Source organism: Achromobacter sp. ISS7, from assembly GCF_056523125.1.
Genome location: NZ_JAWRZD010000001.1, coordinates 22,838 through 40,296 on the forward strand (window position 1 = coordinate 22,838; position 17,459 = coordinate 40,296).

Annotated in this window: 18 protein-coding genes; 14 read left to right on the top strand and 4 right to left on the bottom strand. The window is 67.1% G+C overall.

Features of this window, described 5'->3' with window-relative positions:
• Position 1: 1 nt before the first annotated feature.
• Entirely contained in the window at positions 2 to 1,177 is a 1,176-nt protein-coding gene (axyX, locus tag AC1HFW_RS00075; RefSeq protein ID WP_238891145.1) for a multidrug efflux RND transporter periplasmic adaptor subunit AxyX, read from the bottom strand.
• Between the two features lie 229 nt (positions 1,178 to 1,406).
• On the opposite strand from axyX, the gene axyZ reads away from it, so the two are divergent.
• The 7 genes from axyZ (at position 1,407) to AC1HFW_RS00110 (ending at position 9,264) form a co-directional block, all read left to right on the top strand.
• A complete protein-coding gene (gene axyZ, locus AC1HFW_RS00080; protein ID WP_006393390.1) occupies positions 1,407 to 2,045 on the top strand; it encodes a multidrug efflux transcriptional repressor AxyZ in 639 nt (212 codons plus the stop codon).
• A gap of 30 nt (positions 2,046 to 2,075) precedes the next feature.
• Complete coding sequence (locus AC1HFW_RS00085) at positions 2,076 to 2,972, top strand: LysR family transcriptional regulator (RefSeq protein WP_116520223.1); 897 nt, start codon at positions 2,076 to 2,078, stop codon at positions 2,970 to 2,972.
• Between the two features lie 258 nt (positions 2,973 to 3,230).
• Positions 3,231 to 4,733, top strand: a complete 1,503-nt coding sequence (locus tag AC1HFW_RS00090; protein ID WP_035360058.1) for an ABC transporter substrate-binding protein — start codon at positions 3,231 to 3,233, stop codon at positions 4,731 to 4,733.
• A 91-nt stretch (positions 4,734 to 4,824) separates the two neighbouring features.
• Positions 4,825 to 6,624 carry a gamma-glutamyltransferase family protein gene (locus tag AC1HFW_RS00095; RefSeq protein WP_006393393.1) on the top strand — a complete coding sequence of 600 codons (1,800 nt, stop codon included), beginning with the start codon at positions 4,825 to 4,827 and terminating at the stop codon, positions 6,622 to 6,624.
• Positions 6,625 to 6,700: 76 nt separating this feature from the next.
• On the top strand, positions 6,701 to 7,675 hold the full coding sequence (locus AC1HFW_RS00100; RefSeq protein ID WP_479281493.1) for a diacylglycerol/lipid kinase family protein: 975 nt from the start codon (positions 6,701 to 6,703) through the stop codon (positions 7,673 to 7,675).
• Positions 7,672 to 8,466 carry a metallophosphoesterase family protein gene (locus AC1HFW_RS00105; protein ID WP_116520220.1) on the top strand — a complete coding sequence of 265 codons (795 nt, stop codon included), beginning with the start codon at positions 7,672 to 7,674 and terminating at the stop codon, positions 8,464 to 8,466. The genes AC1HFW_RS00100 and AC1HFW_RS00105 overlap by 4 nt, the downstream gene beginning before the upstream one ends.
• A gap of 30 nt (positions 8,467 to 8,496) precedes the next feature.
• Positions 8,497 to 9,264, top strand: coding sequence for a phosphatase PAP2 family protein (locus tag AC1HFW_RS00110; protein ID WP_479281494.1), 768 nt, complete (start codon positions 8,497 to 8,499; stop codon positions 9,262 to 9,264).
• Here the strand turns inward: AC1HFW_RS00110 and AC1HFW_RS00115 are convergent.
• The 3 genes from AC1HFW_RS00115 to AC1HFW_RS00125 are packed head-to-tail and all read right to left on the bottom strand — an operon-like array spanning position 9,235 to position 10,723.
• Positions 9,235 to 9,669 carry an NAD(P)-binding domain-containing protein gene (locus tag AC1HFW_RS00115; protein WP_006393398.1) on the bottom strand — a complete coding sequence of 145 codons (435 nt, stop codon included), beginning with the start codon at positions 9,667 to 9,669 and terminating at the stop codon, positions 9,235 to 9,237. The two genes, AC1HFW_RS00110 and AC1HFW_RS00115, sit on opposite strands and share 30 nt — an antisense overlap.
• Positions 9,666 to 10,112 carry a PaaI family thioesterase gene (locus AC1HFW_RS00120; RefSeq protein WP_006393399.1) on the bottom strand — a complete coding sequence of 149 codons (447 nt, stop codon included), beginning with the start codon at positions 10,110 to 10,112 and terminating at the stop codon, positions 9,666 to 9,668. Before AC1HFW_RS00120 ends, AC1HFW_RS00115 begins: the two co-directional genes overlap by 4 nt.
• Positions 10,109 to 10,723 carry a TetR/AcrR family transcriptional regulator gene (locus AC1HFW_RS00125; RefSeq protein ID WP_479281495.1) on the bottom strand — a complete coding sequence of 205 codons (615 nt, stop codon included), beginning with the start codon at positions 10,721 to 10,723 and terminating at the stop codon, positions 10,109 to 10,111. The genes AC1HFW_RS00120 and AC1HFW_RS00125 overlap by 4 nt, the downstream gene beginning before the upstream one ends.
• Before the next feature lie 442 nt (positions 10,724 to 11,165).
• On the opposite strand from AC1HFW_RS00125, the gene AC1HFW_RS00130 reads away from it, so the two are divergent.
• From AC1HFW_RS00130 to nuoF, 7 genes are all read left to right on the top strand, one after another.
• The gene (locus AC1HFW_RS00130; protein ID WP_479281496.1) at positions 11,166 to 12,296 is read left to right on the top strand and encodes a porin; all 1,131 of its coding nucleotides are present in this window, start codon (positions 11,166 to 11,168) and stop codon (positions 12,294 to 12,296) included.
• 396 nt (positions 12,297 to 12,692) lie between these two features.
• Complete coding sequence (locus tag AC1HFW_RS00135; protein WP_006217959.1) at positions 12,693 to 13,052, top strand: NADH-quinone oxidoreductase subunit A; 360 nt, start codon at positions 12,693 to 12,695, stop codon at positions 13,050 to 13,052.
• 42 nt (positions 13,053 to 13,094) lie between these two features.
• Complete coding sequence (locus tag AC1HFW_RS00140) at positions 13,095 to 13,571, top strand: NuoB/complex I 20 kDa subunit family protein (RefSeq protein WP_006217960.1); 477 nt, start codon at positions 13,095 to 13,097, stop codon at positions 13,569 to 13,571.
• A gap of 82 nt (positions 13,572 to 13,653) precedes the next feature.
• Positions 13,654 to 14,280 (top strand): NADH-quinone oxidoreductase subunit C, encoded by a 627-nt coding sequence (locus tag AC1HFW_RS00145; RefSeq protein WP_006393402.1) that lies wholly within the window; start codon positions 13,654 to 13,656, stop codon positions 14,278 to 14,280.
• A 3-nt stretch (positions 14,281 to 14,283) separates the two neighbouring features.
• Positions 14,284 to 15,540 carry an NADH-quinone oxidoreductase subunit D gene (locus AC1HFW_RS00150; RefSeq protein ID WP_006393403.1) on the top strand — a complete coding sequence of 419 codons (1,257 nt, stop codon included), beginning with the start codon at positions 14,284 to 14,286 and terminating at the stop codon, positions 15,538 to 15,540.
• Positions 15,541 to 15,589: 49 nt separating this feature from the next.
• Positions 15,590 to 16,084 (top strand): NADH-quinone oxidoreductase subunit NuoE, encoded by a 495-nt coding sequence (gene nuoE, locus AC1HFW_RS00155; RefSeq protein ID WP_006393404.1) that lies wholly within the window; start codon positions 15,590 to 15,592, stop codon positions 16,082 to 16,084.
• The gene (nuoF, locus tag AC1HFW_RS00160; RefSeq protein WP_054429652.1) at positions 16,081 to 17,448 is read left to right on the top strand and encodes an NADH-quinone oxidoreductase subunit NuoF; all 1,368 of its coding nucleotides are present in this window, start codon (positions 16,081 to 16,083) and stop codon (positions 17,446 to 17,448) included. The genes nuoE and nuoF overlap by 4 nt, the downstream gene beginning before the upstream one ends.
• Positions 17,449 to 17,459: the final 11 nt, after the last annotated feature.

A 17,459-nucleotide genomic window follows, 5' to 3' on the forward strand; every position in this document is an offset into this window, starting at 1 on the left:
TTTACCTTTTTTCGTTATTTCCCGCGGTCGCCACGGGCGCGCTCGGCGCGGCCCGCTCGACCGGTTTGATTTTCTGGCCGGGGGCCAGCTGCGCGGCGTTTTCCACCACTACGCGTTCGCCGCCCGCCAGGCCCTCGGTGACGACCCAGTTCGGGCCCAGCAGCCGGTGCGCGGTCACCGCCACGCTGCGCAGCTCGCCGTCGTCGCCGGCCACCAGCACGTGCGCGCCGTCGGCGTTGCGCAGCAGGGCGTTGCGCGGCACCAGGAAGGTGTCGCGGTTGACCGCCTGTTCCAGCCGCACCCGCACGTACATGCCCGGCAGCAGTTCGCGGCCCGGGTTGGCGAACAGCGCGCGCATGGTCACGTTGTCGGTGCCGGGATCGACCGCCAGGTCGGCGAACGACAGCGTGCCGCCCTGGCCATACTCGGAGCCGTCGGGCAGCAGCAGGCGCACCCGCATCTTGTCGGGCGCAACGCCCTCCAGCGCGCCGGCGCGGATCTGCTTCTGCAACTGCATGACCTCGGCCGCGGGTTGCGAGAAGTTGACGTAGATCGGGTCGAGCTGCTGCACCACGGTCAGCGGCGTGGCCTGGCCTTCGCCCACCAGCGCGCCCTCGGTGACCAGCGCGCGCCGCGCGCGCCCGTCGATCGGCGAGGTGACGCGGGCGTATTCCAGCCGCAACCTGGCGCTTTGCAGGTTGGCCTTGGCCAGCGCCACTTCGGCGCGGGCCTGGCGTTCCTGGGCCACGCTCTCGGCGTGGTCGCGTTCGCTGATGGCGCGGTCCGACACCAGGTCGGCGTAGCGGCGCAGCTTGTCGGCGGCGGCCGACAGATTGGCCTGGGCACGCGCCAGCGCGGCGGCCTCGGAATCGTAGGCGGCCTGCAGCGGCGCCGGATCGATCTGGAACAGCGGCGTGCCGCGCGTCACTTCCTGGCCTTCTTCATACAGGCGGCGGGTGACGATGCCGGCCACGCGGGCGCGGACCTCGGCCTCGCGATAGGGCTCCAGCCGGCCGGGCAGCTCGCTGGCGACGGCGGTGGGCGTGGCCTTGGCCACGATGACGCCGACTTCGGCGGGGGCCTTGGCGGCTTCGGGGGCTTCCTGCTTCGAGCATGCGGAAACGAGAACCAGTACGGATGCGAATGCGAGCGTTCTGAAGGGAACTCGGTGCGTCATTTTTAAAAATTATTGTGAGGCGCCCGTTGCGGGCGAGAGAGGGAAAGTCGCGGGTTTTCCCTGTGGGGTCGGCAGTCTATCATTTAATCCATCATGCTTGATTAATTGTTTTGTTCAAAAGTATGCTGGCGCCTGCATACTTCTTTACAGTGCGCAGCCGGCGGCCCCCGCAAGACGGGCCGCCGTTTTCATGCCGTTCCCCCAACCCTTTTTGCAAGGAGATCCCTGTATGGCCCGCAAGACGAAAGAAGAATCCCAACGCACCCGCGACCGCATCCTGGACGCCGCCGAACACGTGTTCCTGTCCAAGGGCGTGGCCAGCACCACCATGAGCGATATCGCCGACTTCGCGGGCGTGTCCCGGGGCGCCGTCTACGGCCATTACAAGAACAAGATCGATGTCTGCATCGCCATGTGCGACCGGGCCCTGGGGGAAGCGGTGTCGCTGACCCGCGTGTCGACCGACGGCGAGGCGCTGGAAGCGCTCTACGCCTCGATGCGCCAGTACGTGCAGATCTACGCCGAGGAAGGCTCGGTGCAGCGCGTGCTGGAAATCCTCTACCTGAAATGCGAGCGCAGCGACGAGAACGCGCCGCTCCTGCGCCGCCGCGACCTGTGGGAGCGCCACGCCCTGCGCACTTCCGAAAAACTGCTGCGCGCCGCCGTCAGCCGCGAGGACCTGCCGCCCGCGCTGGACGTGCGCCTGTCCAATGTCTACCTGCACTCCCTGGTCGAGGGCGTGTTTGGCACCATCTGCTGGTCCGATCGCCTCAAGGGCGATATCTGGCCGCGCGTCGAGCGCATGCTCCGCGCCGCCATCGACACGCTGCGCCTGTCGCCGCAACTGCGGTTGCCACAGGCCGCCTGATCGCAGGCCGCCTGATCCTACAATCCGGGCATGACCCTCAAGCAACTCGAAGCCTTCTATTGGGCCGCCACCTGCGCCAGTTTCGCCGTGGCGGCCGAACGGCTGCACCTGTCGGTGTCGTCGTTGTCCAAGCGCATCGTCGAACTCGAGGACGCGCTGGGCCGGCCGCTGTTCGACCGCAGCGGCCACAAGGCCGTCCTGACCGACGCCGGCCAGCGGCTGCTGCCGCAGGCGCGCGAACTGCTGGCCGCGGCCGACGGGATCCGCGCCTCGCTGGCCGAAACCCCGGGCCTGCGCGGCCGCTGCCGTTTCGGCGTGGGCGAGTTGACCGCGCTGACCTGGCTGCCGCGCCTGATCGGCGTGGTGCGCGCCGCCTATCCCGACCTGGTGCTGGAGCCCTATGTGGATATCGGCCAGGTGCTGGAGCAGCGGGTGGCCGACGGCGAACTGGATTTCGCCGTCATCGCCGGACGTTCCTCGCGCCCCAACATCGCTTCCGCGCCGATCGGCGAAGCCGCGTTCGCCTGGGCCGCGGCGCCCGCCGCGCTGGCGGGCGCGACCCGCATGTCGCCCGACCTGCTGGCGCGGTTGCCGCTGGTGACCCTGCCTGCGGGCGCGGGCACCACCCGCATCGTCGACGACTGGCTGGCCGGGCGCGACGTGGCCGGCGAGCGGCTCTGCTGCAACAACTGGGGCGCCATCGCCGGGCTGCTGATCGAGGGCACCGGGGTGGGGCTGCTGCCCAGCCACTGGGCGCGGGCGCTGCAGGACGAGGGCAGCCTGCGGGTGCTCGATTGCGATCCGGCGCCGGCGGCGTTGCCATATTCCTTCCAGTACCGCCGCGACGATACCCGGCCGCTGGTCGGCAAGCTGCGGGAATCCGTGCAGGCGGCGGTCGATTTCTCGGCGCCTTGCCGCCTGCCTTGAGGCCACGCGTCGGACCCGGCGGGCAACGGCGCGCGGGCGACCTGTCCGCAAGGCGGTCGCCCCGGGCGCGTTTGGCTGGCTGACAGCCGCCGCTCTATACAATCGTGCCGCGCCTGGCGCAGAATCCAAACAAGAACGTGCGCAACGGGGGGATGGGCCCGGCGATGCAGCACGGCTCAGGGTCTGTTCCCTCATCGCCAGGCGGCGCGCCGCCAGGCGCGCGGGGAAGCCGACCCCCTGAATCGACGGAGATCATTCATGCGTAAACTTTGCCTCGCCATGGCCATGGCGGGAATGCTGGCCAGCGGGCTGGCCCACGCCCAATCGACCCTGCGGGTCGGCCTGCAGGACGACCCGGACGTGCTCGATCCGACCCGCGCCCGCACCTTCGTCGGCCGCATCGTGTTTGCCTCGCTGTGCGACAAGCTGGTCGACATCACCCCGGACCTGAAGTTCGTGCCGCAGTTGGCCCAGTCCTGGAGCACCAGCGCCGACAACAAGACGCTGACCTTCAAGCTGCGCACCGACGCGGTGTTCCATGACGGCACGCCGATCGACGCCGCCGCGGTCAAGGCCAACCTGGACCGCGCCCGCACGCTGCCCGACAGCAACCGCAAGAGCGAACTGGCCACCGTGGCCAGCGTCGAAGCGCCGGACGCCAGCACCGTGGTGCTGCACCTGGCCGAACCCGACGCCTCGCTGCTGTCGCAGCTGTCCGACCGGGCCGGCATGATGATCTCGCCCGCCTCGTTCGACAAGGACCCCGGCGGCAAGCCGGTGTGCTCGGGCCCGTACCAGTTCAAGGAGCGGGTGCAGAACGACCGCATCGTGCTCGAGAAATTTCCCAAGTATTGGGACGCCGCCAACTATCACTTCGACCGCGTGGTCTTCACGCCGATCCCCGACAACACCGTGCGCCTGAACAACCTGCGCGCCGGCGACCTCGACATCATCGAGCGCGTGGCGCCCAGCGACGTCAAGGCGGTCAAGGACGACGCCAACCTGCGCCTGGCCCCGGTCACCGGCCTGGGCTTCCAGTCGATCTCGGTCAACCTGGGCAATGGCGCGCGCGCCAACAACCCGCTGGCCAAGGACAAGCGCGTGCGCCAGGCGCTCGACCTGGCCATCGACCGCGACGTGCTCAACCAGGTCATCGGCGAAGGCCAGTACCAGCCGGCCTACCAGCCGTTCCCGCCGGCCAGCTTCGCCTACAACAAGTCGTTCGAGCACGCCGGCCGCGATCCCAAGAAGGCCCAGGCCTTGCTGAAGGAAGCGGGCTTCGACCGCGTCAAGTTCGAGATCACCTTCGGCAACAACACCACCATGCAGCAGGTGTTCGAGCTGGTGCAGGCCATGGGCGCCGAAGCCGGTTTCGACATCACCCTGCGTCCGGTCGAGTTCGCCTCGCTGCAATCGTCGCTGGCGCGCGGTGATTTCGAGGTGGGCCAGAGCGGCTGGTCGGGCCGGGTCGATCCCAGCGGCAACATCCACCAGTACGTCAGCTGCAAGGGCAACCTGAACGACGGCAAGTTCTGCGACGCCGAGACCGACAAGCTGCTCAACGACGCCCGCGCCGAGCCGGACACCGCCAAGCGCCGCGCCATGTACGACAAGGTGCTGTCGGTGATGCAGGACCAGCGTCCCATCGTCTACCTGTTCTACCTGCCGTGGACCTTCGGCACGCAGAAGAAGCTGGAAGGCTTCGTGCCGTATCCCGACGGCCTGATCCGCCTGAAGGGCGTCAGCCTCGCCAGGAAGTAGGCATCAAGCCAGACGCGGGACCCGCTTGCGGGTCCCGTTTTACGTGTTCTTGCGGCCACCGGCCCCGCGCCGTCCGCGACAGGATCGCATCATGTTTACGACTCGCCCGGAAATCCTCGGCACCTTCGGTGTCGTGACCTCCACCCATTGGCTGGCCAGCTCGGCCGGCATGTCGCTGCTCGAGCGCGGCGGCAACGCGTTCGACGCCTGTGTCGCTTCGGCCTTCGTGCTGCAGGTGGTCGAGCCCCACCTGGTCGGCCCCGCCGGCGAAGTGCCGGCGGTGTTCTATTCCGCCCGCACCGGCCGCGTCGAAGTGCTGTGCGGCCAGGGCACCACGCCCGCCGCCGCCACGCTCGAGCGCTACCGCGCCGAAGGCCTCAAGCTGATCCCCGGCAACGGCCTGCTGGCCACCGTCATTCCGGGCGCGTTCGACGCCTGGATGCAATTGCTGCGCGACCACGGCACGATGCGCGTGCGCGACGTGCTGGAACCCGCCATCTATTACGCCGAGCACGGCCACGCGCTGATGCCGCGCATCTCCAACACCATCGCCGGCCTGAAGGACTTCTTCCAGGCCCACTGGCCCACCACGGCGCAGGTCTACCTGCCCGGCGGCAACGTGCCCGAGGCACGCAAGCTGTTCCGCAACCCGGCGCTGGCCGCCACCTGGACCCGCGTGCTGCAGGCCGCCGAGCAGGCCGGCGGCGACCGCGAGCGCCAGATCGAGGCGGCCCGCGACGCCTTCTACCGCGGCTTCGTGGCCGAGGCCATCGACAAGTTCGCGCGCGGCAACGAGGTCATGGACGAAAGCGGCGAACGCCATCGCGGCGTGATCACCGCCGACGACCTGGCGGGTTGGTCGGCCAGCTACGACCAGCCGGCCACCTATGACTACCACGGCTACACCGTGGCCAAGGCCGGCGCCTGGAGCCAGGGGCCGGTGTTCCTGCAGACCCTGGCGCTGCTCAAGGACATGGACCTGGCCGGCGTCAGCGCGACCAGCGCCGAGTTCGTGCACCGCGTCACCGAGGCCATGAAGCTGGCCTTCGCCGACCGCGAGGCCTACTACGGCGATCCCGCCTTCGTCGACGTGCCGCTGGCCCAGTTGCTGTCCGACGAGTACAACGACGCGCGCCGCGCCCTCATCGGCGAACAGGCCTCGCAGGACCTGCGGCCCGGCCAGATCCCCGGTTTCGAGGCGCAGGTGGCGCGCGTGATGGACACCCTGCAGCGGTTGTCCAAGGTCTCGGCCCCCGGCAGCGCGACCAACGAGCCGACCATGGCCGACATGCGCGCCTCGGTCAAGCGCGGCGACACCACCCACGTCGACGTCATCGACCGCTGGGGCAACATGATCTCGGCCACGCCGTCGGGCGGCTGGTTCCAGTCCTCGCCGGTGATCCCGGAACTGGGCTTCGGCCTGAACACCCGCGCCCAAATGTTCTGGCTGGAAGAGGGCCTGCCGGGCACGCTGGCGCCGGGCAAGCGTCCGCGCACCACGCTGACGCCGTCGCTGGCGCTGCGCGAGGGCCGGCCGTACCTGGCGTTCGGCACGCCGGGCGGCGACCAGCAGGAACAATGGCAGCTGCTGTTCTTCCTGCGCCACGTGCACCACGGCCTGAACCTGCAGGAAGCCATCGACCTGCCGATGTCGCACACCATGCACTTCCCCTCGTCGTTCTACCCGCGCGACCGCAAGCCGGGCCACCTGGCGGTGGAAAGCGGCTTCGGCGCCGAGACCATCGCCGCCCTGCGCGCCCGCGGCCACCAGATCGAGGAAGTGCCGCAGTGGTCGGTCGGCCGCCTGACCGCCGCCTCGCGCGACGCCGACGGCCTGCTGCACGCGGCCGCCACGCCGCGCCTGATGCAGGCCTACGCGGTCGGCCGCTGAGCCGCGTGCCAGCGCGCACGCGACGCGCGCGCCGGCACGGTTGCGACGATTTGCCGGCATGGGCTATCTTTTGCCCATGACGCCTATCCAGCAGAGCCCGGCGACAGGGGCTCGTCCCCTGACGGGACACGAACCGCTCTTCATCGTCCTGAACACCGGCTCCGGGCGCGGCGACGCGCAAGCGTTGCAGGACACCATCCGCCGCGTGCTCGACGAGGCCGGCCGCCGCTACCAGCTGATGCCGGTCGACGACCCGTCGCGCCTGGTGGCGACCGCGCGCGACGCCGTCGCGCAGGCGCGCCAGGCCGAGGGCATCGTGGTCGCCGCGGGCGGCGACGGCACGCTCAACGCCGTCGCCAGCCAGGTGCTGGGGCAGGGCGTGCCGTTCGGCATCCTGCCGCAAGGCACCTTCAATTACTTCGGCCGCCGCTACGGCATCTCGCAGGACACCGAGCCGGCCCTGCGCGGCCTGCTCGGCGGCGAGCTGCGGCCGGTGCAGGTCGGCCTGCTCAACGGCCGCCTGTTCCTGGTGAACGCCAGCCTCGGCCTGTATCCCCAGTTGCTGGAAGACCGCGAAGCCTACAAGCAGCGCTTCGGCCGCAGCCGCCTGGTGGCGCTCTGGTCCGGACTGGTGACCCTGCTGCGCGCGCCACGCCAGTTGAGCCTGCGCCTGGAGTACGAAGGCCGCGTGCGCGACCTGCGCGCGCCGACGCTGGTGGTGGGCAACAACCGCCTGCAGCTGGAACACATCGGCATCGACCCCACCGAACTGGACCGCAACCGCCTGGTGGCCATGGCGACCCGGCCGGTCGGCACGCTGGCGTTGTACGGCCTGCTGCTGCGCGGGCTGTTCAGCCGCCTGGGCGACGCCGAACACGTCGTCAATTTCGCTTTCGACCGCCTGGCGGTGTCCATCCGCGGACGCCGCCGGGTCAAGGTCGCCATGGATGGAGAGATTTCCTGGATGGATGCCCCGCTGGAATTCAAGGTGTCCGAAACGCCGCTGCCGTTGGTCGTGCCGGCCGATACGCCGGACGGAGCGCGCCCATGACGCGCATTCTGCAATTGTCCGACACGCACTTCGGCACCGAGCGCAAGCCGGTGGTCGAGGCCGCCCTGGACCTGGCCCGCGCGCTGGCGCCCGACCTGGTGGTGATCAGCGGCGACATCACCCAGCGCGCCCGCCGCGGCCAGTTCGCCGCCGCCCGCAAGTTCATCGAGCGCCTGTCGCTGCCGGTGCTGGCGGTGCCGGGCAACCATGACATCCCCCTGTTCAACCTCTTCGCGCGCGCCCTCAATCCCTACGGCAACTACAAGCGCGCCCTGGGCGCCGTGCTGGAACCGATCTACGAGACGCCGGGCCTGCTGGCGATCGGCGTGAACACCACCCGGCCGCGGCGGCGCAAGGACGGCGAGATCTCCGACGCCCAGATCGCGCGGGTGGCGCAGCGCCTGCGCCAGGCCAGGCCGGGCCAGCTGCGCGTGGTGGTGGCGCACCATCCGGTGCGCGCCAAGGTCGAATCCGACCGCTTCAACCTGCTGATCGGCCGCGAACGGGCGCTGTCGGCCTGGGGCCAGGCCGGCGTCGACCTGATCCTGGGCGGCCACATCCACCTGCCCTATGTCCTGCCCGCCAGCGCCAATCCGGCCGTGGCGGCCGGCTGGGCGGTGCAGGCCGGCACCGCCTGCTCGCGGCGGGTGCGCGGCAACATCCCCAATTCGGTCAACGTGATCACCTGCGAAGCGGACGGCGACACGCGGGTCTGCCATGTCGAGCGCTGGGATTATGCCGCCGCCACCCACGCCTTCGCGCCGGTCGACAAGACCCTGGTCGCCGGCTAGCGGTGGCGGGGCCATCATGAAGGGGGCGCGATGATCGATGCCGATGCGGCCTGGGTGGCCTCCCATGCGTTGCTCCTGTTCACGCTCCTGCCGCTCGCCGCCGCGGCCATGGCGGTGGCGCTGGCGCGCGTCCATGCACGGGCCGCGCCGGCTTTGCGCATGGCCGGCTGGACCGGGGCGGTGGCGTTGTCGGCCGCGGTGTTCCTGGCGCTGGCCGCGGCCGTGAGCCGGCCCGGCGTGGTGGTCGAGTTCGACAGCGCCCTGGCGGGCGCCCTCAGCATGTCGCTGGGGGATTCCGTGCTGTGGCTGCTGTCGTGGTTCACCACGCTTGGCGACCGGATGTTCCTCACGGTCCTCGCCGTCCTGGTGACCGCCGCGCTGTTGTGGCGGCGGCAGTGGCGGCTGGCGGCGTTCTACGCGGTGGCCACCGCCGGTGGCGGCCTGCTCAATCGGCTGCTCAAGCTGGGCTTCGAGCGCGTGCGGCCCGAGCATGACCATGGTTTCGCCACCGCGCTGGGCTGGAGTTTCCCGAGCGGCCATGCCTCGGCCGCCATGGCGGTGTACGGCGGCGCCTGCTATCTGGCCTGGCGCCTGGCGCCGGTTGCCTGGCGGCTGCCCGGCGTGGCGCTGGCGGCGGGGCTGGTGATGGCGATCGGCCTGAGCCGCGTGCTGCTGCAGGTGCACTTCGCCAGCGACGTCGCGGCCGGCTTCGCCATCACCTTCGTCTGGCTGGCGCTGTGCGTGGCGGCCACGGAAGGGCTGGCGGGTTCAGCGCGGCGCGATCAAGGCGTTCAATAGCCGCGCGCCCGGCTCGCCGGCGCTCGCCAGCCGCAATGGCGCGCAGGCATAGCGGCCGCCAGCGCTGGCGATGGCCTGGTCCAGGCGCCGCGCGCGCTCCGGCGGCGGCGGTTCCAGGTCCACGATCAGCTTGCCGGCCACCGGCGCGCTGACCTCGCCGTCGCTGAACCGTTCCAGCGTGCGGTCGATCTCGCGCTCGCGCGGCAGGGCCAGCACGATGGTGTCGGACTCCGCCAGCGCCTCGCGCGCCGAGGTCGCCAGCGTGGCGCTGCCGCGGAAGTCCTCGCAGCGGTCCGGATCGATGTCGTAGACGGTCAGGGCGATGTCGGGTTCGGCCGCCAGCAGCCGCCGGGCCGCCTGGGTGCCGGTGTGGCCCATCCCGACGATGCTGATGCGCAGGCTCATGATCTGGGCACCGACCAGGTGCTGACGATGTGCGCCAGCGGTTCAGCGGCGCCGGCGGCGGTCAGGATGACCTCGCCGGCGGACAGGCGGCCCACCTTCAGCAGCCGGGCGTCGGCGTGGATCGCGCCGGCCGGGCTCTTGCGCAGGAAATTGATGGTCAGGCTGGCGGTCACCGCGTGGGCCTGGCCGGTCGCGCCGACCACCGCGGCGTACATCGCCAGGTCGGCCAGCCCCATCAGCATCGGCCCGGCGACGATGCCGCCGAGCCGCTGGTGGCTGTCGCGCGCGGGCAGGACGGCCAGGGCGGTGCCGCGGCCGATCCGCTCCACTTCGATTCCCAGTAACAGGGAAAACGGATGCTGTTCGGCCAGCAGCAGCCGGAAGTCGGCCAGGCTGATCAGCGACGCATCGGCGTCGTCGCGGGGCAGGGGGGAGGGCGTCATCGTTGTTCCAGCGCGAGGCAATAGTGATCCAGCAGGACATCGGCCTGCTGGCCCAGGGATTTCAGGCGGCGGGTATGCAGCAGCAGCAACAGCCCGATCAGGTAGGTGAAGACGTTCATCTGCTCGACCCGCACCGCGTCGGGGCTCCAGGCCTTGGTCCGGGCCAGGGCCTGGCCCAGCACGTCGACACACAGCCGCAGGCGCTGATTCAGTTGCTCGTCCATGTCGCGGCCCAGGCCGCGCGGCCCCAGCCCCTGGAACAGATACAGCCCCAGCGAGAAATCGGTCGGGCGCTCGGCGTAATAGCCAAAGAACGCCTGGATCGCCTGGCGCGCCGCCGCCGCGGGGCTGCCGCCCGAGGTCGCGCCGAGCAGGTGGGTGTGCAGGCGCTGCAGCGACTCGTCCAGCAGGGCGCCGTACAAGACTTCCTTGCCCGCGAACCAGGGGTAGATCGCGCCGGTGGTGCAGCCGGCTTCCTTGGCGATGGCGCGCAGCGTGGTCTTTTCCAGGCCGTCACGCTCGAAGACGCGCTGGGCGGCGTCCAGGATCAGCTGGCGGCGCAGGGCGCTCAGGCGTTCGTTGCGGTCGGCGCGCTGGGAGAGCGTGGGCATGGTCGGGCGGTCAGGAACGTTGCATTGTTCCGAAATAATATCGGCGGTTTATTTAAATAACAATGTTATTGAGGCTGACGGACCGCGGCTGGCGAAGCTGCCCTGGGACGGCCGTGGAGTTGACCCTCAACTGGCTCGCCGGGAATGCGGAAGGAGTCTGAAAGAAAGGTCAGAGCGATTCGTCGTTTATTGGGGCCAGGGCTGAAAGTCGCATGAATACGTGGTCATTTGAAAAATGCAGGGTTAGCCCTAGTGAGATTGGTCTGATGTTGCAATATCCCAACAGGGCTGTCGCAAACCTGCACTTTTCTGGTGTCGACCATAGCCAGCCCCCCTGATTTTTGATGCAATAGCGTCAACTTCCCTTCGCGGAGTTAGGGGGGCGGCAGGCTGGTTTGCTGGATTGCTGCTCTTGTCACTCAAATCAACGGAGATTTCTTAAATGAAAAAGACTCTGCTCGCTGCCGCCCTGCTCGCCGGTTTTGCCGGTGTCGCCCAGGCAGAAACGTCTGTCACCCTGTACGGCATCATCGACACGGGTATCGGCTACAACAAGATCAGCGGTGGTACCGATGCTCAGAACGGTAGCAAGATCGGCATGATCAACGGCGTCCAGAACGGTTCGCGCTGGGGTCTGCGTGGTTCGGAAGATCTGGGTGATGGTCTGCGCGCTGTTTTCCAACTGGAATCGGGCTTCAACTCGGGCAACGGTAACTCCGCTCAAGGCGGCCGTCTGTTCGGTCGTCAAGCCACGGTCGGTCTGGCCAGCGACAGCTGGGGTCAAATCGACTTCGGCCGTCAAACCAACATCGCTTCGAAGTACTTCGGTTCGATCGATCCGTTCGGCGCTGGCTTCGGTCAAGCCAACATCGGCATGGGCTTCGGTGCTCTGAACACGCTGCGCTACGACAACATGGTCCTGTACCAAACCCCGTCGTTCAGCGGCTTCCAGTTCGGCGTTGGCTACTCGTTCAACGCTAACGACACCAACGCTGGCCAAACCGGCTTCCGCACCGCTGACAACACCCGCGCCATCACGACCGGCCTGCGTTACGTCAACGGCCCGCTGAACGTCGCTCTGTCGTTCGATCAGCTGAATGCTTCGAACAAGCTGGCCCAAGGCCAAGTTGACGCCACCCCGCGTCAATACACCATCGGCGGTTCGTACGACTTCGAAGTCGTGAAGCTGGCTCTGGCCTACGCTCGCACGACCGACGGCTGGTTCCAAAGCCAAACCGTGTCGACCGGCAACGGCGACCTGAACTTCGGCCGCAGCGGCCAAGGTTCGACCGGCATCTTCGCCGACGGCTTCAAGGCCAACTCGTACCTGCTGGGTCTGTCGGCTCCGATCGGCGGCGCTTCGAGCCTGTTCGGTTCGTGGCAGCGCGTTTCGGCTTCGAACGACATCCTGACTGGCGACGACGCCACGATGAACGTTTACAGCCTGGGCTACACCTACGACCTGTCCAAGCGTACCAACCTGTACGCCTACGGTTCGTACGCCAAGAACTACGCCTTCATCGACGGTCTGAAGTCGACCGCCGTCGGCGTGGGCATCCGCCACCGCTTCTAATCCAAAGCAGGGCGCAAGTCCTGCCTGGATACGCAGTGCATGAGCGGGCTTCGGCCCGCTCATATGAAGCCACCTTTCGGGGTGGCTTTTTTTATTTCGGAAGTGTCTGCTTTTTTATTTGAGTGGACCGCGTTTTCTTGTGTCGCGATGGGTCGGGCGGTCGTGCGTGATCGCGCGCTTTTTTCGACGTATCCGCGACCGCTGTGCGGGCGTTTTGCCGTCCCGGCGCGGCATATCGGCGCATGTGGCGGTAAGCTTGCGCCTCCGCCTTGAAAACTGCGATTGTTCCACTGGAGAAATGCAGTCTTTCACCCGCTGTTCACGCTACAGAGTTCAGCCGGAAGTAACCGCGCGAATGCTACAATCCTAAGGTTTGCGCATTTGACGGACGCCTGAATGAACCTGCAACAGTATTTCCCCGTCCTGCTGTTTATCGTAGTGGCCACCCTTATCGGGTTCGCGCTTCTGACGGCCGGCTCCCTCCTTGGCCCGCGGCGTCCCTACGCCGAGAAGCTATCCCCTTATGAGTGCGGCTTCGAAGCGTTCGAAGACGCGCGCATGAAGTTTGACGTGCGCTACTACCTGGTGGCGATTCTGTTCATTCTTTTCGACCTGGAAATCGCGTTCCTGTTCCCGTGGGCCATCGCCCAAGGTACGGTCGGGCTCGTCGGCTTCTGGACGGTCATGGTTTTCCTCGCCGTGTTGACCGTCGGCTTCATCTACGAATGGAAAAAGGGCGCGCTGGACTGGGAATAACCCGCCGGGTTATTTCATCACCGCACGCTATCAGAGACGAATATGGCTATAGACGGCATTCTCAAGCAAGGGTTCATCACAACCAGCGCCGACAAGTTCCTTAACTGGGCGAAAACCGGCTCCATGTGGCCCATGACCTTCGGCCTGGCCTGTTGCGCGGTCGAGATGATGCACGCGGGCGCGGCCCGCTACGACCTGGACCAGTTCGGCATCATCTTCCGCCCCAGCCCGCGCCAGTCCGATCTGATGATCGTCGCCGGCACGCTGTGCAACAAGATGGCGCCGGCGCTGCGCAAGGTCTACGACCAGATGCCCGAGCCGCGTTGGGTGGTCTCCATGGGCTCCTGTGCCAATGGTGGCGGTTACTACCACTACTCGTATTCCGTGGTGCGCGGCTGCGATCGCATCGTACCGGTAGACGTCTACGTGCCGGGCTGCCCGCCCACGGCCGAGGCGCTGGTCTACGGCTTGCTGCAGATGCAGAACAAGATCCGTCTGACCAACACGATTGCGCGCTGAGTTTGCGCTCCGGTCCGCGGCCGCCGTAAACGCCGCCGCAGGACCCCGCGAAACAGCGTATCGGTTCACCTAAGCGTACAAGATGATGACCAGGCTCGAAACCCTGAAAAACAATTTGCAGACCACCCTCGGCGCGGATATCGCGCTGACCGAGGCGCTGGGCGAGCTGACGCTCGAAGTGCCCGCGGAGCAGTGGTTCTCCGTCTGCAACAAGCTGCGCACCGAAGCCGGCCTGCGCTTCGAAATCTGTATCGACCTCTGTGGCGTCGATTACCTGACCTGGGGCAACGGCACGCGCCAGCTGCCCGAGGAAACCAACGCCAAGGTGCACCGCGCGCGCTTCGCCGTGGTCGCGCACCTGCTGTCGGTCGAACACAACTGGCGCCTGCGCGTGCGCACCTGGGCGCCGGACGACGAGTTTCCGATGGTCGCATCGCTGATGGAATGCTGGCCGGCCGTGGGCTGGTTCGAGCGCGAGGCGTTCGACCTGTACGGCATCGTCTTCGAAGGCCACCCGGACCTGCGCCGCATCCTGACCGACTACGGCTTCATCGGCCACCCGTTCCGCAAGGACTTCCCGCTGTCGGGCACCGTCGAAATGCGCTACGACCCGGAACAGAAGCGCGTCATTTACCAGCCCGTCACGATCGACCCGCGCGAGATCACGCCGCGCGTGGTGCGCGAAGACACCTACGGCTTGGGACGTTGAATCATGGCAGAAATCAAGAACTACACGCTCAACTTCGGCCCGCAGCACCCGGCCGCCCACGGCGTGCTGCGCCTGGTGCTCGAGCTGGACGGCGAAGTCATCCAGCGCGCCGACCCGCACATCGGCCTGCTGCACCGCGCCACTGAAAAGCTGGCCGAGCACAAGACCTACATCCAGGCGCTGCCCTACATGGACCGCCTGGACTACGTGTCCATGATGTGCAACGAGCACGCCTACGTCATGGCCATCGAGAAGCTGCTGGGCGTCGAAGCCCCGCTGCGCGCGCAGTACATCCGCGTGATGTTCGATGAAATCACGCGTCTCCTGAACCACCTGATGTCGCTGGGTTCGCACGCGCTGGACGTGGGCGCCATGGCGGTGTTCCTGTACGCCTTCCGCGAACGCGAAGACCTGATGGACTGCTACGAAGCGGTCTCGGGCGCACGCATGCACGCGGCCTACTACCGTCCGGGCGGCGTCTACCGCGACCTGCCGGACACCATGCCGCAGTACGGCGACACCAGCAAATACCGCGGCGAGAAGGAAATGCGCGTCATGAACGACGCGCGTTCGGGCTCGCTGCTGGATTTCATCGAAGACTTCACCAACCGCTTCCCCGCCTGCGTCGACGAGTACGAAACCCTGCTCACCGACAACCGCATCTGGAAGCAGCGTCTGGTCGGCATCGGCGTTGTCGATCCCGACCGCGCCAAGGCGCTGGGCTTCACCGGCCCGATGCTGCGTGGCTCGGGCGTGGCCTGGGACCTGCGCAAGATGCAGCCCTACGAAGTCTACGACCTGCTCGATTTCGACATCCCCGTCGGCGTCAACGGCGACTGCTACGACCGCTACCTGGTCCGTATCGCCGAAATGCGAGAGAGCAACCGCATCATCCGCCAGTGCGTGGAATGGCTGCGCAACAACCCGGGCCCGGTCATGATCGAGAACCACAAGATCGCCCCGCCCAAGCGCACCGCCATGAAGACCAACATGGAAGAGCTGATCCACCACTTCAAGCTCTTCACCGAAGGTTTCCACGTGCCTCCGGGCGAAGCGTTCGCCTCGGTGGAACACCCGAAGGGCGAGTTCGGCATCTATCTGGTGTCGGACGGCGCCAACAAGCCGTACCGCCTGAAGATTCGGGCGCCCGGCTTCGTCCACCTGCAATCGCTGGACGAAATGTCGCGCGGTCACATGATCGCCGACGCCGTCACCATCATTGGTACGCAGGACATCGTTTTCGGCGAGATCGATCGCTGATCCGCCCAGAGACAGTCACGAGCACGCCCGCATAACCCGGATTCAAACTATGCTGCTTTCCGAACAGGCCTACCAGAAAATCGACCGAGAACTCGCCAAGTTCCCGGCCGACCAGCGGCAGTCCGCCATCATGGCCTCTCTTGCGATCGCGCAAGAAGAGAAGGGCTGGTTGGCTACCGACATCATCGAAGATGTGGCCAACTACATCGGCGTTCCGCCCATCGCGGTGCAGGAAGTCGCCACCTTCTACAACATGTTCGACGTCAAGCCCGTCGGCAAGACCAAGATCGCGGTCTGCACCAACCTGCCCTGTGCCTTGCGCGACGGCGAACGTGCCGGCGACTACCTCAAGCGCAAGCTGGGCGTGGACTATCGCGAGACCACCGCTGACGGCCAGTTCACCCTGGTCGAGGGCGAGTGCATGGGCGCCTGCGGCGATTCCCCCGTGCTGATCGTGAACAACAAGCATATGTGCGTGCGCATGACCGAAGAGAAGCTGGACGCGCTGGTCGCGACCCTCAAGGCGCAAGGAGAGTCGGCATGAACGCGCCGGACATCTACAAGCAGTTCGCGCAGGGCCTGGAGCCCAACCCGCTGAACGACCTGTCCAATTCGATGTGCCTGCACGGCCGCCACATCAAGCCGCAGATCATGGCCGACGTCGACGGCGCCAACTGGCGCCTGGCCGACTACGTCAAGCGCGGCGGCTACGAAGCCCTGCGCAAGATCCTCACCACCGGCATGAAGCCGGAAGACGTGATCGCCGAAGTCAAGGCGTCGGGCCTGCGCGGCCGTGGCGGCGCGGGCTTCCCGACCGGCCTGAAGTGGAGCTTCATGCCGCGCGCCTTCCCCGGCCAGAAGTACCTCGTCTGCAACTCGGACGAAGGCGAGCCGGGCACGTTCAAGGATCGCGACATCCTGCGCTTCAACCCGCACATCGTGATCGAAGGCATGGCCATCGCCGCCTACGCGATGGGCATCAGCGTCGGCTACAACTATATCCACGGTGAAATCTTCGAAGTCTACGAGCGCTTCGAAGAGGCCCTGGAAGAGGCGCGCGCCGCCGGCTTCCTGGGCGACAAGATCCTGGGTTCGGAATACAACTTCCAGCTGCACGCGTTCCACGGCTACGGCGCCTACATCTGTGGCGAGGAAACCGCGCTGCTGGAATCGCTGGAAGGCAAGAAGGGCCAGCCGCGCTTCAAGCCGCCGTTCCCGGCCAGCTTCGGCCTGTACGGCAAGCCCACCACCATCAACAACACCGAAACCTTCGCGGCGGTGCCCTGGATCATCCGCAACAGCGGCCAGGCCTACCTCGAAGTCGGCAAGCCCAACAACGGCGGCACCAAGCTGTTCTCGATCACCGGCGACGTCGAGCGTCCCGGCAACTACGAGATCCCGCTGGGCACCCCGTTCTCGACCCTGCTGGAACTGGCGGGCGGCATGCGCGGCGGCAAGAAGCTCAAGGCCGTGATCCCCGGCGGCTCGAGCGCCCCGGTGCTGCCGGCCGACATCATGATGGAAACCACGATGGACTACGACGCCATCGCCAAGGCGGGTTCCATGCTGGGTTCGGGCGCCGTGATCGTGATGGACGAGACGCGCTGCATGGTCAAGTCGCTGCTGCGCCTGTCGTATTTCTATTTCGAGGAAAGCTGCGGCCAGTGCACGCCGTGCCGCGAAGGCACCGGCTGGCTGTACCGCATGGTGCACCGCATCGAAAACGGCCACGGCCGTCCGGAAGATCTGGACATGCTGGACAACGTGGCCGGCAACATCATGGGCCGCACCATCTGCGCCCTGGGTGACGCCGCCGCCATGCCCGTGCGTGGCTTCCTCAAGCATTTTCGCGACGAATTCGCGCACCACATCGAGCACAAGTCGTGTGTGGTTCCGCAATATCTGTAGGTCTCAGGAAC